Source organism: Hymenobacter busanensis (assembly GCF_008727865.1).
Taxonomy (GTDB): domain Bacteria; phylum Bacteroidota; class Bacteroidia; order Cytophagales; family Hymenobacteraceae; genus Solirubrum; species Solirubrum busanense.
In genome coordinates this window covers 370,044-383,247 of sequence record NZ_VTWU01000004.1, presented here as the reverse complement: position 1 = coordinate 383,247, position 13,204 = coordinate 370,044, and the positions used below count along the sequence as shown (strand labels likewise).

The window sequence follows — 13,204 nt, the reverse complement described above, 5'->3', positions numbered from 1 at the left end:
ACGGAGCGGAATGTTATTCGGCGGCCTTGTCGGCAGTCGGCAACTCTTCTTCGGTCGGGCGGTGGAAGGTTACTTTGCCTTCCATGAACTCCTCGATGGCGAGGTTCGTGGACTTGGGCATCCGCTCGTAGTGCTTGCTGATTTCGATTTGCTCGCGGTTTTCGAACACCTCTTCCAGGTTGTCGACGGTGGTAGCAAACTCGGCCAGCTTGCCGTTCAGCTCTTCCTTGATCTTCACGGAAATCTGGTTGGCGCGCTTCGAGATGATGGCAATGGATTCGTACACGTTGCCGGTTTCGGCGGTGAAATCCGACAGGTTGCGCGTGATAATGGAAGCGGGAACGTTGCTCGGTACTTTCATGATGTCGTGTGGGGTTAAAGGGTCAAATGGCTAAACGGGTGAATGGGTTGGGCTGGAGGGCTTCGGTAGTCGGAGCCAGCAGCCAGCGGGCCATTCAGCCATTTACGCATCAATTGTTCTGGGCTTGGGGGTTTTTGGCGACTTCGTCGGGGTGGTCCTTCAGAAACTGCCGGGCCTCGTCGTAGTACTTCTCAGCCGTTTTCAGGTTTTTGCTCTGCGGATAGGTATCCACAAAGTTCTGGTAGAAGGCAATGGTTTCCAGGTACCGCTCGCGCTGCTTTTCTTCCACGCTTTCGGCGGCCAGGTTGCGCTGCGACTCCAGCTTCAGAAACGCGGCCTGCTCGCCGTAGAGCGAAGCGGGGTACTGCTGCTGAAACGTGTTGAAGGCCACCACGGCCGACTGGTTGTAGCGCACCAGGTAGTACAGCCGGGCCGATTCGAAGGCCTTGCGCTCCAGCTTTTTCTGCAGCTCGTTCGACATGTTCTCGGTTTCCGGCCGGAACTTGCTTTCGGGGAAGCGGTTCAGAAACTGCTGAATCGATTCGATGGCCGTGACAGTGTTGGTCTGGTCCAGTTCGTACTCGGGCGAGTCGCGGAAAAGCGACTTGGCGTGCATAAACAGAGCTTCCTCGGCGTAAGGCGACGAGGGATACGTCTCGGCAAACGTCTGGAAGTAGTAGGCGCTCAGGGTGTAGTTACCCTCGTGGAAGTTCGATTGGGCAAAGTAGAACTCGGCTTTTTCCGATTCGGGGCGGCCTTTCAGCAGCGGAATAAGCGGCTCAAGCAGCCCAGCGGCTTTGAAATAGTCGCCCTTCTCGTAGTACTTCACGGCGGCCTCGTACTTCTCGTTGACGTTGGTGCTCTTGAGCAGCTTCTGGTAGGGGCTGCACGCGCCGAGCAAGGCAACGCTCAGCAGCAGGGCAAAAACACGGAGGCGGAATGCGGGCATAAGAAAGGCAAAGGTAGCAGGATTGGCGGCCGAACGCAAAATGGCTCAGTGCCAGGAGCCGCACAACGGCGCTGGGGTTGCGTGAGCAACAGTTACGGCCGCTTTTTGGTGCTGGCCGCAGCGGGTTTGGCGGCGGCCGGCGCGGGTTTGGGCCGGGTCTGGGTGGTTTTTGGGGCAGCGGCCTTCTTGGGCTTCGGCGCCGCTTTTTTGGGTTTCGCCTTGGGCTTGGCTTTCGGTTTGGCCTTGGCCGGCGGGGCAAAGTGCTTGCCGAGCACGTTGCGGCGGGTGGGCTTCTGCTCAATCAGCCACTGAAACCCCTTGAGCTTTTGGTCTTCTTCCTTCAGCTCGTGCGGCGGAATGAAAGAGGCGTCGGGGTTGGTGATGAAGCTGATGGTGTTGAGCTTGCTGTCGGCGGCGAAGCGCAGCACCATGGTGGCCGACACGGCCTTGTTGACGCCCGTTACGGCGGTGTCGTTGTCGAGGGCGAAATACACGCTTTCGGCGTTGCCCAGCACGTCGACTTTGCGCAGCTTGCTGTCCTGGAAATAGCCCACCATGTTGCGGCCCTTCACCTGGTTGAAGTTCAGCAGGGTGTCTTGCCCGATGATGAAGGAGTTGGCGTAGAGCCGCATCTGGTCGATTTTCTGGCGCCGCATGCGGATTTCCATCGAGTCGGCGGTGAGTTGGTTTTGCTCGTTCCAGAGCACGGGCTTCACGTTCAGGTAGATGGTGGAGTCGCGGCGGTTGTAGGTGAGCGAGTCGCAGCGGCCGCGCAAATCGGGCCGGAAGATGCGCACCTTGTGGTAGGCGTACACGATGCCGGGGTCGTTTTCGCGGGCTTCCACGTTCACCAAAGTGTCGGCGGCCAGGTAGAGGGTGTCGCGGTCGGTAATGCTGCGCATGACGGGCGAACCGTGCACCTTGGCCCGGCCCTGGGCGCGCCAGTAGCGGCCCACGTCGCCGCGAATGACCACGTTGTCTTTCTTCGAAGTCATGGACACGTTGCCGGTGGCCACGCCGTACTGGCGCGTCTCGTCGTACACCAGCTTGTCGCCGCCGAGCAGGTAGTTGGGCGTCTCGATTTTGGCGTTGCGCTGGAAGTCCGACACCCGCGTGCGGGTGTTGTAGGTGCCTTTTTCGGCGTAGATGTTGCCCTGCTTGCCCACAATGCGCGTGGGCCCGAAGAAGTACGCCACCTTGCTTTGGGTGTTGTACTGCAGGGTGTCGTTGGTGATGGTGTAGTCTTTGGTGACGAGCTTGACGTTGGTGCGGAAGCTGAACACCTGCGTTTGGGTATTGTAGTAGCCGCGCTGGCTGTCGAGGGTGTTTTCGGGGTCGGTGAGGTGGCCGCCGGTGCTGTAGTAGGCCAGCTTGCGCGTCAGGTCGTAGTCGAGGGTTTGGGTGGTGAGCGTCATGCGCGGGTCGCGCAGCACCACGTTGCCCGTAATGCGGGCCTTGCGGGTGTCGCCGTCGTAAGTAGCCCGGTCGCCGGTAATCGTGACGGTGTCGTTCTGAATGATGCGCACGTTGCTGAACGCCTCGATGGCATTCTTGTCGAGGTACTGGTAGGCCGAGTCGCAGTACAGAAAGGCGTCGCCTTGCTTGAAGCCCACGTTGCCGATGATCTTGCGGATCTGCCGGCCGTTGAAGTCGCCGCCGATGAGCTGCCCGGCGCCCGGCAGCAGCTCGATGCGCTGGCCTTGCTTGGGTGCGCCGGGTTGGGCGCTGGGTTGGGCTTTGGGCGCAGGCCGACGCTGCGCCTGGCTGGCCAGGGGCGCTACCAGCAGCAGTAACAGCGCAAAAACAAGGAGACGAAGACGCATCAGGGGCGCAAAAGTACGGAACCCCCGCCCTAACGCCTAGTGGCCCGATTTGGTGCGCAGCGTGGCTTCCAACGGGCGCGCCGCAGGCCTGGCCGCGTTCTGCGCCGTCAGTACCCGCTGCATCACCCGCAGGTTGTCGATTTCCACCGCATCGGGCCGGCAGCCCACCACCCGCTCGATGGACGCGCGCGAGCGGCCCCCGAATACCACCACCTGCTGCCCGATAGCCCGGATGTGGTCGGCGCGTTCGGGCGTAATAAGCCGCTTGGGCACTACCACGGCCTCGGTGCCCAGGACCGCAGCGGCGGGCAGCCGCTCGTCGAATTGCTCGGTAATTTCCAGTCCCAGCGGCACGCCGGGCAGCGCGCGGCGCAGCTGGCGCAGCGTGGGCTGGTACTCGGAGATGATGAGCAGGTGGCGGGCGGGCACCGCGTAGCGGTGCAGCGTGCGGGCCAGGGCCCGCACCAGCGCGGGCGAGCGGCGGTAGGCATCGGTGGGCGGAAGGCAGGCGTCGGCCTCGTGCAAATCGAGGTGCAGCACCGGAAATTCCGGCCCGGCGGCCCACTCCGACAGCAGTGCATCGAGGGTTATTACCTTCTCGTCGTGCAGCCAGCGGTAGGGCCAGGGGCCGCGGTAGTGCAGGGCGGTAAGCTCGGCGGCGGTGTACTGGCTCACGCAGCCGTGGCCGGTGCTCATGTTGGCGAGCTGCACGTCGTGGTAGAGCACCAGCAGACTGTCGCGGCTGAGCTGCACGTCGACTTCCACGCCAGCGGCGCCGTGGGCCAGGGCCCGCGCAATACCGGCGCGGCTGCTGGGCGGCAGCGCGTTGAAGGGGTGAATGGGCGTAAAGAACCCCGAGCCGGCGTGCCCGATCAGCTGCGGCGCGGGTACCGGGGCCGCGGTGGGCACGGCCGGGCGGGCGCAGCCGAGCAGGCCGCTCAGCAGCACTGCGGCACTCCAGTATCTAACGTTAGGCATGAGCTGAGAACCGAAGTCGTATAAAGCCGGGCCGAAGCAGCCGCGCTGTGGCACCTGCGGGCCGGACCCTACCTTTGCGGCTTCTGCCTTCTACTGCCCCGCCCCATGCTCGACCGCGTCCGCCAATTCATTGAAGAACACCAGCTCTTTAACCCCGCCACCGACCAATTGTTGGTGGCCGTGAGCGGCGGCATGGATTCGGTGGTGCTGCTCGACGTGCTGCACAAGCTGGGCGTGCCGCTGGCCGTGGCCCACTGCCACTTCGGCCTGCGCGCCGAAGACGCCGACGCCGACGAAGATTTCGTGCGGAAGCTGGCCAAGAAGTACGATGCGCCTTATTTCGTGGAGTTCTTCGACACCAAAGGCTTCGCCGAGCAGGAAGGCCTCTCGACGCAGATGGCAGCCCGGGTGCTGCGCTACCAATGGTTTGAGCAGGTGCGCCGCACCCAGGGCCTCGACTACATAGCCACCGCCCACCACCAGCGCGACGCGGCCGAAACCATGTTGCTCAACCTCACCCACGGCACCGGGCTGGCCGGGCTGCACGGCATTCCGGTGCGGCAGGGCCGCGTGGTGCGGCCCTTGCTGGGCCTGGGCAAGGAAGATTTGTACGACCACCTGGTGGAAAACCGCTTGGCCTGGCGCGAAGACGCCAGCAACGACAGCACCCTCTACCAGCGCAACAAGCTGCGCCACGAGGTGCTGCCCGTGCTGCGCGAGCTGAACCCCTCGCTCGACCAAACGCTGCAGCACACCGCCGAGCGCGTGCGGGGCGCCGAAGCCCTGGTGCAGCATTTTGTGGATGAAACCGCCCGCCAGGCCCGCCGCGACGAAGCCGACGCGGTGTATTTCTCTATTGCCACGCTGCAGGCCACGCCGGCCGCCGCGCTGGTGCTCCACGAGCTGCTGCGGCCCTTCCATTTCCCGTGGCTGACGGTGAAAGACATTGTGGCCTCGTTCCATGCCGTGTCGGGCCGGCAGTTTGAGTCGCCCACCCACCGGCTGGTGAAAGACCGCGACCAGCTGGTTGTCACGCCCAAAAACCTCAGCGGCTTCGGCACATACCAATGGCCCGCGGGGCAGTCCGAGCTGGTGGTCGACAAGCTGCGCCTCTCGATGCAGGAGCACCCGGCCGAGGGCTACCAGGTGCCGCGCGCCAAAGACGTGGCCGCGTTCGACGCCGACAAGCTCAAGTTTCCGCTCACGCTGCGCCGCTGGCGCGAGGGCGACTGGTTTATGCCCATCGGCCTGAAGGGCAAAAAGAAAATCAGCGACTTCCTCATCGACCAGAAAGTACCGCTGAACCTGAAAGACCGCGTGCTGCTGCTCACCTCCGCCGACGGCAAAGTGACCTGGGTGGTAGGCCAGCGCCCCGACGACCGGTTTAAGGTGACCGAAGAGACGCAGCGGGTGCTGGAGGTGCGGCTGAAACGGTAGGCGCATCTGCCCTGCCCTGCCCCAACTGCTTTGCGGAGCGCAAAAACCGCTTCCCCCCACCGCAACCGGGCTTCGGCGGCCGTGCCGGATGCTTCGGCAGGTGTATCCGGCGCGTCGTCGGGCCCAACTGGCGCGTCGGCAGGGCCAACCTACGCATCGTCGCCCCCAACCGGCGCATTTCCGGCCCATGCCGGAGCTTCACCGGGCCGCACCGCGGCGTCACCGGGCCCAACTTTGGCTTCGGAAGCCGTGCGTGCGGCTTCGGCAGGGGTAACCGAGCCTTTACCGGCCCAACCGGGCTTCCGGGCCCGAACCGACCATCACCTACCCGAACCGGCCGCCCGGTGCCCAACCGACCGCGTCGAAAAACTCGGCCGCCAGCACCAAGCACTACGCCGTGGTAGTTACCTTAGCGCCCCGAACCCGTTTTCCCATTTCCAACTGACCACCCCATGAAAGTAACCGTTGTAGGGGCCGGTAACGTAGGCGCCACCTGTGCCGACGTTCTCGCCACCCGCGAAATTGCCAACGAAGTAATTCTGGTTGACATCAAGGAAGGCATTGCCGAGGGCAAGGCGCTTGACATCTGGCAAAAAGCCCCCATCATCGGCTACGACACGCGCACGGTGGGCGTCACCAACGACTACGCCCGCACCGCCGACTCGGAGGTGGTCGTAATTACCTCGGGCCTGCCCCGCAAGCCCGGCATGAGCCGCGACGACCTTATTTCCGTCAACGCCGGTATCGTGAAATCGGTAACCGAGCAGGTGGTGAAATACTCGCCCAACGCCATCATCATCGTGGTGAGCAACCCGCTCGACGTGATGACCTACCAGGCGCACCTCACCTCGGGCCTGCCCCGCGAGAAGGTGTTCGGCATGGCCGGCATCCTCGACACGGCCCGCTACCGCGCTTTCCTGGCCGAGGCCCTGAACGTGAGCCCCAAAGACATTCAGGCCGTGCTGATGGGCGGCCACGGCGACACCATGGTGCCCCTGCCCCGCTACACCACCGTGGGCGGCATTCCGGTAACCGAGCTGATTGGCAAAGCGGAGCTGGACGCCATCGTGCAGCGCACCGCCGTGGGCGGCGGCGAGCTGGTGAAGCTGATGGGCACCTCGGCGTGGTACGCGCCCGGTGCAGCCGCGGCCCAAATGGTAGAAGCCATTGTGCGCGACCAGCGCCGTGTGTTCCCCGTGTGCATCGAGCTGCAGGGCGAATACGGCATCAACGGCGTGTACCTGGGTGCTCCGGTTATCCTGGGCAAAAACGGCATCGAGAAGGTGATTGAGCTGCAGCTCAACGACGACGAGAAGCAGCTGCTGGAAACCTCGCGCGGCCACGTGAAAGAGGTGATGGACGCGCTCGACAACATGGGCAAAGCTGCTCCCGCCAACGCGTAACTGCTGCCTAATTGCGTAAGCGACGGGCCGTTCTGCACCAGCAGAGCGGCCCGTTTTTGTTTGGGCAACGGTCGTGAAAGGCAGTACCTTGCCGCCGCTGAAACCCCATCCATGCACCTAAACCTCATCGACACCAATTCCGAAATAACCGACGCCTGGTCCCTCGTATTCGCCGACGTTCCGCAGGTTAGCGTCTGCCATGGGTCCATCTTCGAGCACCCGGCCGATGCCATTGTCAGCCCTGCCAACAGCTTCGGCTTTATGAACGGCGGCATTGATTTCGCCATTTCCAAGCACTTGGGCTGGCACCTCGAAAAAGACCTGCAGCGTGTCATTCGCGAGAAATACTACGGCGAGTTGCTCGTTGGACAGGCCGAAATCATTGAAACTGGTAGCCCGCTGTTTCCTTACCTCATTGCGGCGCCCACCATGCGCACGCCCATGACCATCACGCGCGGCCCCAATGTGTACCAGGCCATGAAGGCGCTGCTGTTGCTACTGCGCTACGGCAAGCTGAGCACCGGGGAGGCCGTTGGCGACAAAGTGCAGAACGTGGCCATTCCCGGCCTCGGCACCGGCGTGGGGCAGGTTCGCCCGCTGGTGTGCGCCCGTCAGATGCGCATTGCCTGGGAGGACGTGATGGAGGAAAAGTTTGCCACCGAAGCCGGTTGGGAACAATTGCGCTCTAACTACGCCTACTTCTATACTCACGACCGGCGCGACATCACCTACGACATCTACTAAGCCGTGCCCCCATGACTGCCGCCGACGCTCAAGCCGCTATTCACGCCCTGGCCAACCCCGACCGGGTGCCGCTGCTGGCCCGCTTCTTCAAAACAGGGCCCGGTGAGTACGCGGCTGGCGACCAGTTCCTGGGCCTGACGATGCCGCAGCAGCGCGTGGTAGCCAAAGAGTTTCGCAATTTGCCCATGGCCGAGGTAGAGCAACTGGTGCAGAGCCCGTGGCACGATTGCCGCTCCATCGGCCTCATCATCTGGACGCTGCAATTCCCCAAAGCCGGCCCGGCCGGCCAGCAGGCCATCTACGAACGGTATTTGCAGAACCGGCGCTTCGTCAACAACTGGGACTTGGTCGACATTACCTGCACGCACATTGTAGGCGGCTACCTGCTGAAAAAAGACCGTACGCCCCTGTACGAGCTGGTTGCCGAAGACAATTTGTGGAGCCAGCGAATGGCCATGGTATCCACGCTGGCTTTTATTCGAAAGGGCCAGTTTGCCGACACCTTTGCCCTGGCCGAGCAGCTCCTCTCCCACCGCCACGACCTCATTCATAAAGCCGTGGGCTGGATGCTGCGCGAAGTAGGCAAGCGCAACGAAGAGGCGCTGGAAGAGTTTCTGGCCGACCACCGCGGACAGCTGCCGCGCACCACGCTGCGCTACGCCATCGAGCGGTTCGATGCGGCCAGGCGGCAGTTTCACCTGCAGAAATAAGCCTGCGCCACGCGGTGCCCCGGCCGCCGTTTCTGCGTAGAGAGCCTACTGATATCGTTGCAGCGCTATGCATTCGGCCGACTCCGTCAGCATCATCATTCCCACTTACCAGGAAGCCGGCTGCATCGGGCCGCTAATTCACTACCTGCGGCAGGCCGGCGCGGACACATCCGACGTGGAAATCATTGTGGCCGATGGGCAGAGCACTGATGGCACGGCCACGGTGGCTGCCGACGCCGGGGCCAGGGTGGTAAGTTGTCCGCAGCGGGGCCGGGCCACCCAAATGAACCACGGCGCCGCGCAGGCCCAGGGCCAGCTGCTGTATTTCCTGCACGCCGACACGTTTCCGCCCGCCGGATTCCTGGCAGCCATTCGGGCGGCACTCGGCGCGGGCGACTACGGCAGCGGCTGCTTCCGGCTGCGTTTCGACCACCCGCACTGGTTTTTGCGCCTGAGCGCGTGGTTTACCCGCTTCCCCGTCGAACTCGTGCGCTTCGGCGACCAAAGCCTGTTCGTTCGGCGCGAAGTGTTTGCGCAAGCCGGCGGATTCCGCACCGATATGGTGCTGCTGGAAGACCAGGAAATTATACCTCGGCTGCGCCGCTACGGCCGTTTCAGGCTGCTCCCGGCCCCGGTGGTTACTTCCGCCCGCAAGTACCTCGACAACGGTATCTTCCGGCTACAGGGTATTTTTCTGCTGCTATGCGTGCTCTACCGCTTGGGCGTGAGCCAATCGAAACTGCGCGCCGTGTACCGGGCCCTGGTGCAGCAAGACAAGATATAGTCCGGCGCGTGGCGTTGATGCTGGCGCGGCAATATGAGCGGCCAAGGCGTAATAGACCCAGGAAGCCCGATTACCAGCGGTTGCCCGGGTGCCCGTTTGCTACTGCTGGCTGGCTTTGAAAAGCTTTTGCTTCTCGTCTTTCGAGAGGCTTTCGTAGCCAGAGCGCGAAATCTTGTCCAGAATCAGGTCGATTTCGTTTTGCTCGGGCTGCACCAGCGGCGCGCGTTTGCCCGAAGCCGCGGGGGCCGGCGTGTTGCGGTGCGACACGCGCAACCGCGGGCGGCCGTGCAGCAGACCGCTCACCCAGTCGCCCACGGCGAGGATGGGACGGCCCAGGTCGCGGCCGGCTTGCAGCTGCTTCACGAACAGAAACCCGATGATGGCGCCGCCGATGTGGGCAATCTGCCCGCCGGCGTTGGTACCACTAATGCCGGCAATGGAAATGAGCACCACCGCCGCCGCAATGTATTTGATGCGAACGGGGCCGAACAGGAACAGGTTGAAGGTGTAATCGGGGAGTAGCGTAGCAGCGCCCACTATAATGGCTGTGACCGAGGCAGACGCCCCAATCATGGAAATACCCGCCATCATTTGGGGGCGCAGTACCGGCAGCAAATTGTAGCTCAGCAGGAACAGCACCGCGCCGGCCAACGCCCCCAGAATGTAGAGGCTCACGAGGCGCCGGTCACCCAGGTACTCCCGCAACAGCATACCGAACCAGTACAGGTTCAGCATGTTGAACAGGATGTGGAAAAACTTGACGTGCGTGAAGGCGTACGTCAGCAGCGTCCAAGGGTGACGCAAAAGGCCGGGCAAATCGGCAGGCAATTCCAACTGCCGCATCAGCACCGCATACACCGAGTTGCCGCCGCTCAGAAACAGCAGTGCTTCCAGCACCACCAGTACGGCAAACACCAGCACGTTAATCAGCAGCAGCTGATTGAGGGCGTTGTCGCGGCGGCTGAAGGCGGTTTTGATGTCGGCAATGATGCTCATGAGCGGGCGGGGAAATCAATAGAAGCGGGAGTGGCGTTTTTCCCAGTATTTCAACAGCAGGAACCCAAACAACATTCCGCCCAAATGGGCGAAGTGTGCCACGTTGTCACCGGGGTTGCGCTCCACGCCGGCGTACAACTCGTAGATACCGTAGAGGGCCACGAAGTACTTCGCCTTGATGGGAAAGGGGAAGAACAGCAGCATCAATTCGGTGTTGGGGAAAAGATAGGCAAATGCCAATAGAACCCCGAACAGCGCGCCAGATGCGCCCACCATTGGCCCGTTGAGGGCCTGCTCGTAAATGGCGTTGAGCGTAGACAGCGCCCCGTTTACTTTGTCGGGGTCGGTGGCGTGCTGTTGCAGGTCGCGGGCTACGGCCGTGGCCGCATCGGCGTAGGCGGGGGCATAGTCGCGGAAAAAGTCGCTGAAAGCGGTGCCGGAGGGCGCTGCCCGAAAGGCCTGCACGGCGTCGTACATCTGGCTCAGCTCGTAGTACCGAATACCCGAGTAAATCAGCCCCGCCCCTACGCCGCACACCATCCAGAACAGCAGGAACCGCTTTTCGCCCCAGCGCTGCTCCAGCATCGGCCCGAAGGAAATCAGACCGAACATATTGGAGAAAATGTGCATCAGCCCGCTGTGCAGAAACATGTAGGTGATGAGCTGGTAGGGCTGAAACAGTTCCGATTGTACCGGATACAACGCCAGCCACGCCTGCAGGCTGGGCATTACAGCGCTGGTAAGCAACATCATCCCCAGGTTGAGGAAGAGCAGGTTGCGCACCATCGGGGTGAGGTTGAACATGTAGGGGCAGCGGGGCTAAAGTGGAGCGAAGAGGTCGGAAACGAATACAAGGTTAGGCTTTACGGAAGAACTCCTGCAGGTGGTCGGCTTCCAGCATCACCAGCGTGCGGCGTCCGTCGGGCGTATAGCCGGGCACCTGGCAGGCAAACAGCTTGTCGACCAGCGCGTTCATCTCCACTTCGGCCAGACGGGCGGGCACGCTGGCGGCCACACGCCGGGCCAAGGAACGGGCCAGCTGCTCACGGCGGTCGAGCTGGGCGCGGCTGCCGCCCACCCGAAACTGCTCCAGCAGCCCTTCGAGCAGGGCTTTTTCGTCGGCGCTGGCGGGCACTTCGGCGGGCAGGGCTTCCACCGCAATGGTGTTGGGCCCGAACTCGGCGAAGCGGAAGCCAATGCTTTGCAGCTCGTCGGTCATTTCGCGCAGCACGGCAAAATCCTGGGGCGTGAAGGTGACGGTGCGCGGAAACAGCAAGGCCTGCGAGGCGCCGGTTTCGTTGGTGAGCGTGTCCTGGTACTGCTCGTAGAGAATCCGCTCCCGCGCCGCGGCCTGGTCAATCAGCATCAGCCCCGATTTTACGGGCACCAGCACAAACTGCTGCACCTGCACCGCCCGCCGGCCGGGCGCAGGCGCTTCGGGCCGCGCTTCCGGCGCTGGGCTCCCGATGGCCGGGTGCAGAAACGGCAGCGTGGGCACCGGCTCGGGCGCCACGCCCACCAGATCGGCGGCTTCGGCTTCGATGTCGGCCAGCGGCGTTTGGCCGATGGAGCGGTAAAAATCGTCGAGCGCCTGCCGGGCCTGTTCGGTGGGGCGCGGCGTGAGCGGCTTTTCGTCGAGCCAGTTTGGTTCGCGCGGCGGGCGGCTGGCCGGCGCGGCAGCGGCGCCACGGCCCGTGGTCAAATCCCCGATGAGGCTGGTGTTGGGCTCGAAGCTGCGGCGGCGGGCGGTGTCATCGTCGTCATCGGCCATGGCCGAGGGCGCGCCGGTGCGCATGCCCCGCAGCGGCCCAAAGTTCACGTCGCTTTCGAAGTCGAGCGACGGGGCCATGTTGTGCAGCCCGAGCGCCTGCTTGACGGCGGCGCGCATGATGGCGTACACGGTTTTCTCGTCCTCGAACTTGATTTCCGTCTTCGTGGGGTGCACGTTGATGTCGATGGCCTTGGGGTCGAGTTCCAGAAACAGCACGTAGAACGGGTGCGTGTCGCGGGGCAGCAGGCCTTCGTAGGCGGCCAGCACGGCGTGGTTGAGGTAGGCCGAGCGGATGAAGCGGCCGTTGACAAAGAAAAACTGGTCGCCGCGGCTTTTCTTAGCCGCTTCGGGCTTGCCGATGTAGCCTTTGACGGTGATAAACGGCGTGACTTCCTCTACCTGCGCCAGCTGTTCCTTGTAGCTCTGGCCCAGCAAGGCCACAATGCGCTGGCTGAGCTTGCCAGCCGGCAGGTTGAATACTTCGAGGTCGTTTTGGTAGAGCGTGAAGGTAATGTCGGGGTGCGCCAGGGCCACGTGCTGAAACTCGTCGAGGATGTGGCGCATTTCCACTGCGTTGCTTTTGAGAAAGTTGCGGCGGGCCGGCACGTTGAAGAACAGGTTCTTCACCGCAATGCTGGTACCGTCGGCGGTGGCGGTGGGCTGCTGGCTGGTCACTTGCGAGCCTTCCACGAGCAAGAGCGTGCCGGTGTCGTGCTGGCGCAGCTTGGTGCGAATTTCCACCTGCGCCACGGCCGCAATGGAGGCCAGCGCCTCGCCCCGGAAGCCCAGCGTGCGGATGCGGAACAAGTCGTCGGTCGTGCGGATTTTGCTGGTGGCGTGGCGTTCCAGGCTCATGCGCGCGTCGGTGGCCGACATGCCCGAGCCGTTATCGACCACCTGCACCAGCTGCTTGCCGGCCTCTTTTACAATGAGTTGAATATGTGTGGCTTTGGCATCGACGGCGTTTTCGAGCAGCTCTTTCACCACCGAGGCCGGGCGCTGCACCACTTCGCCCGCTGCAATCTGGTTGGCGAGGTACTCGGGCAGCAGTTGTATGATATCGGACATAGTGCGGCTAGCTGGATGAGGCAGAAACAGAACGAAAAACTGCCGCTCGTCGTGCTGGCGCAGCGAGGCAGCTCCAATAAGCAGGCGTGTTTTTCGTTGGGCAAAGGTACGCCAGCCGGTTGCGGCAAGCCAGCCCAACGGCAATGCGCTGGGCTACAGCCAGTAGCATTCGGATATTGA

At 62.9% G+C, this 13,204-nt stretch carries 12 protein-coding genes; 5 read left to right on the top strand and 7 right to left on the bottom strand.

The annotated features are described in order from the left end of the window. Nucleotides 1-13: 13 nt before the first annotated feature. The 4 genes from F0P96_RS12590 to F0P96_RS12575 all read right to left on the bottom strand — a co-directional run bounded on the left by F0P96_RS12590 (nt 14) and on the right by F0P96_RS12575 (nt 4,111). Nucleotides 14-361, bottom strand: a complete 348-nt coding sequence (locus F0P96_RS12590; RefSeq protein ID WP_151079252.1) for a DNA-directed RNA polymerase subunit omega — start codon at nt 359-361, stop codon at nt 14-16. A gap of 109 nt (nt 362-470) precedes the next feature. Further along, nucleotides 471-1,310, bottom strand: coding sequence for an outer membrane protein assembly factor BamD (locus tag F0P96_RS12585; RefSeq protein ID WP_151079251.1), 840 nt, complete (start codon nt 1,308-1,310; stop codon nt 471-473). 92 nt (nt 1,311-1,402) lie between these two features. Further along, nucleotides 1,403-3,133: an OstA-like protein gene (locus F0P96_RS12580; RefSeq protein ID WP_151079250.1), complete on the bottom strand. Its 1,731-nt coding sequence runs from the start codon at nt 3,131-3,133 to the stop codon at nt 1,403-1,405. 36 nt (nt 3,134-3,169) lie between these two features. Then, a complete protein-coding gene (locus F0P96_RS12575; RefSeq protein WP_151079249.1) occupies nt 3,170-4,111 on the bottom strand; it encodes a glycerophosphodiester phosphodiesterase in 942 nt (313 codons plus the stop codon). 105 nt (nt 4,112-4,216) lie between these two features. Here F0P96_RS12575 and tilS point away from each other — a divergent pair, with 105 nt between their 5' ends. The 5 genes from tilS (at nt 4,217) to F0P96_RS12550 (ending at nt 9,189) form a co-directional block, all read left to right on the top strand. Beyond that, nucleotides 4,217-5,548, top strand: coding sequence for a tRNA lysidine(34) synthetase TilS (gene tilS, locus F0P96_RS12570; RefSeq protein ID WP_151079248.1), 1,332 nt, complete (start codon nt 4,217-4,219; stop codon nt 5,546-5,548). 452 nt (nt 5,549-6,000) lie between these two features. After that, nucleotides 6,001-6,951, top strand: coding sequence for a malate dehydrogenase (mdh, locus tag F0P96_RS12565; RefSeq protein ID WP_151079247.1), 951 nt, complete (start codon nt 6,001-6,003; stop codon nt 6,949-6,951). A 111-nt stretch (nt 6,952-7,062) separates the two neighbouring features. Then, nucleotides 7,063-7,695 (top strand): macro domain-containing protein, encoded by a 633-nt coding sequence (locus F0P96_RS12560; RefSeq protein ID WP_151079246.1) that lies wholly within the window; start codon nt 7,063-7,065, stop codon nt 7,693-7,695. 11 nt (nt 7,696-7,706) lie between these two features. Continuing rightward, entirely contained in the window at nt 7,707-8,405 is a 699-nt protein-coding gene (locus F0P96_RS12555) for a DNA alkylation repair protein (RefSeq protein ID WP_151079245.1), read from the top strand. A 67-nt stretch (nt 8,406-8,472) separates the two neighbouring features. Continuing rightward, nucleotides 8,473-9,189, top strand: coding sequence for a TIGR04283 family arsenosugar biosynthesis glycosyltransferase (locus F0P96_RS12550; protein ID WP_151079244.1), 717 nt, complete (start codon nt 8,473-8,475; stop codon nt 9,187-9,189). 99 nt (nt 9,190-9,288) lie between these two features. Here F0P96_RS12550 and F0P96_RS12545 read toward each other — a convergent pair whose 3' ends face one another. The 3 genes from F0P96_RS12545 to mutL are packed head-to-tail and all read right to left on the bottom strand — an operon-like array spanning nt 9,289 to nt 13,024. Further along, nucleotides 9,289-10,185, bottom strand: coding sequence for a rhomboid family intramembrane serine protease (locus F0P96_RS12545; protein WP_151079243.1), 897 nt, complete (start codon nt 10,183-10,185; stop codon nt 9,289-9,291). A 15-nt stretch (nt 10,186-10,200) separates the two neighbouring features. Beyond that, nucleotides 10,201-10,989: a rhomboid family intramembrane serine protease gene (locus F0P96_RS12540; RefSeq protein WP_151079242.1), complete on the bottom strand. Its 789-nt coding sequence runs from the start codon at nt 10,987-10,989 to the stop codon at nt 10,201-10,203. A 52-nt stretch (nt 10,990-11,041) separates the two neighbouring features. Further along, complete coding sequence (gene mutL, locus F0P96_RS12535) at nt 11,042-13,024, bottom strand: DNA mismatch repair endonuclease MutL (RefSeq protein ID WP_151079241.1); 1,983 nt, start codon at nt 13,022-13,024, stop codon at nt 11,042-11,044. Nucleotides 13,025-13,204 lie beyond the last annotated feature (180 nt).

What these genes read in the sequence shown, in the direction of transcription:
- F0P96_RS12590 (WP_151079252.1), bottom strand. Translation starts at nt 361, where the DNA reads ATGAAAGTACCGAGCAACGTTCCCGCTTCCATTATCACGCGCAACCTG.
- F0P96_RS12585 (WP_151079251.1), bottom strand. Translation starts at nt 1,310, where the DNA reads ATGCCCGCATTCCGCCTCCGTGTTTTTGCCCTGCTGCTGAGCGTTGCC.
- F0P96_RS12580 (WP_151079250.1), bottom strand. Translation starts at nt 3,133, where the DNA reads ATGCGTCTTCGTCTCCTTGTTTTTGCGCTGTTACTGCTGCTGGTAGCG.
- F0P96_RS12575 (WP_151079249.1), bottom strand. Translation starts at nt 4,111, where the DNA reads ATGCCTAACGTTAGATACTGGAGTGCCGCAGTGCTGCTGAGCGGCCTG.
- tilS (WP_151079248.1), top strand. Translation starts at nt 4,217, where the DNA reads ATGCTCGACCGCGTCCGCCAATTCATTGAAGAACACCAGCTCTTTAAC.
- mdh (WP_151079247.1), top strand. Translation starts at nt 6,001, where the DNA reads ATGAAAGTAACCGTTGTAGGGGCCGGTAACGTAGGCGCCACCTGTGCC.
- F0P96_RS12560 (WP_151079246.1), top strand. Translation starts at nt 7,063, where the DNA reads ATGCACCTAAACCTCATCGACACCAATTCCGAAATAACCGACGCCTGG.
- F0P96_RS12555 (WP_151079245.1), top strand. Translation starts at nt 7,707, where the DNA reads ATGACTGCCGCCGACGCTCAAGCCGCTATTCACGCCCTGGCCAACCCC.
- F0P96_RS12550 (WP_151079244.1), top strand. Translation starts at nt 8,473, where the DNA reads ATGCATTCGGCCGACTCCGTCAGCATCATCATTCCCACTTACCAGGAA.
- F0P96_RS12545 (WP_151079243.1), bottom strand. Translation starts at nt 10,185, where the DNA reads ATGAGCATCATTGCCGACATCAAAACCGCCTTCAGCCGCCGCGACAAC.
- F0P96_RS12540 (WP_151079242.1), bottom strand. Translation starts at nt 10,989, where the DNA reads ATGTTCAACCTCACCCCGATGGTGCGCAACCTGCTCTTCCTCAACCTG.
- mutL (WP_151079241.1), bottom strand. Translation starts at nt 13,024, where the DNA reads ATGTCCGATATCATACAACTGCTGCCCGAGTACCTCGCCAACCAGATT.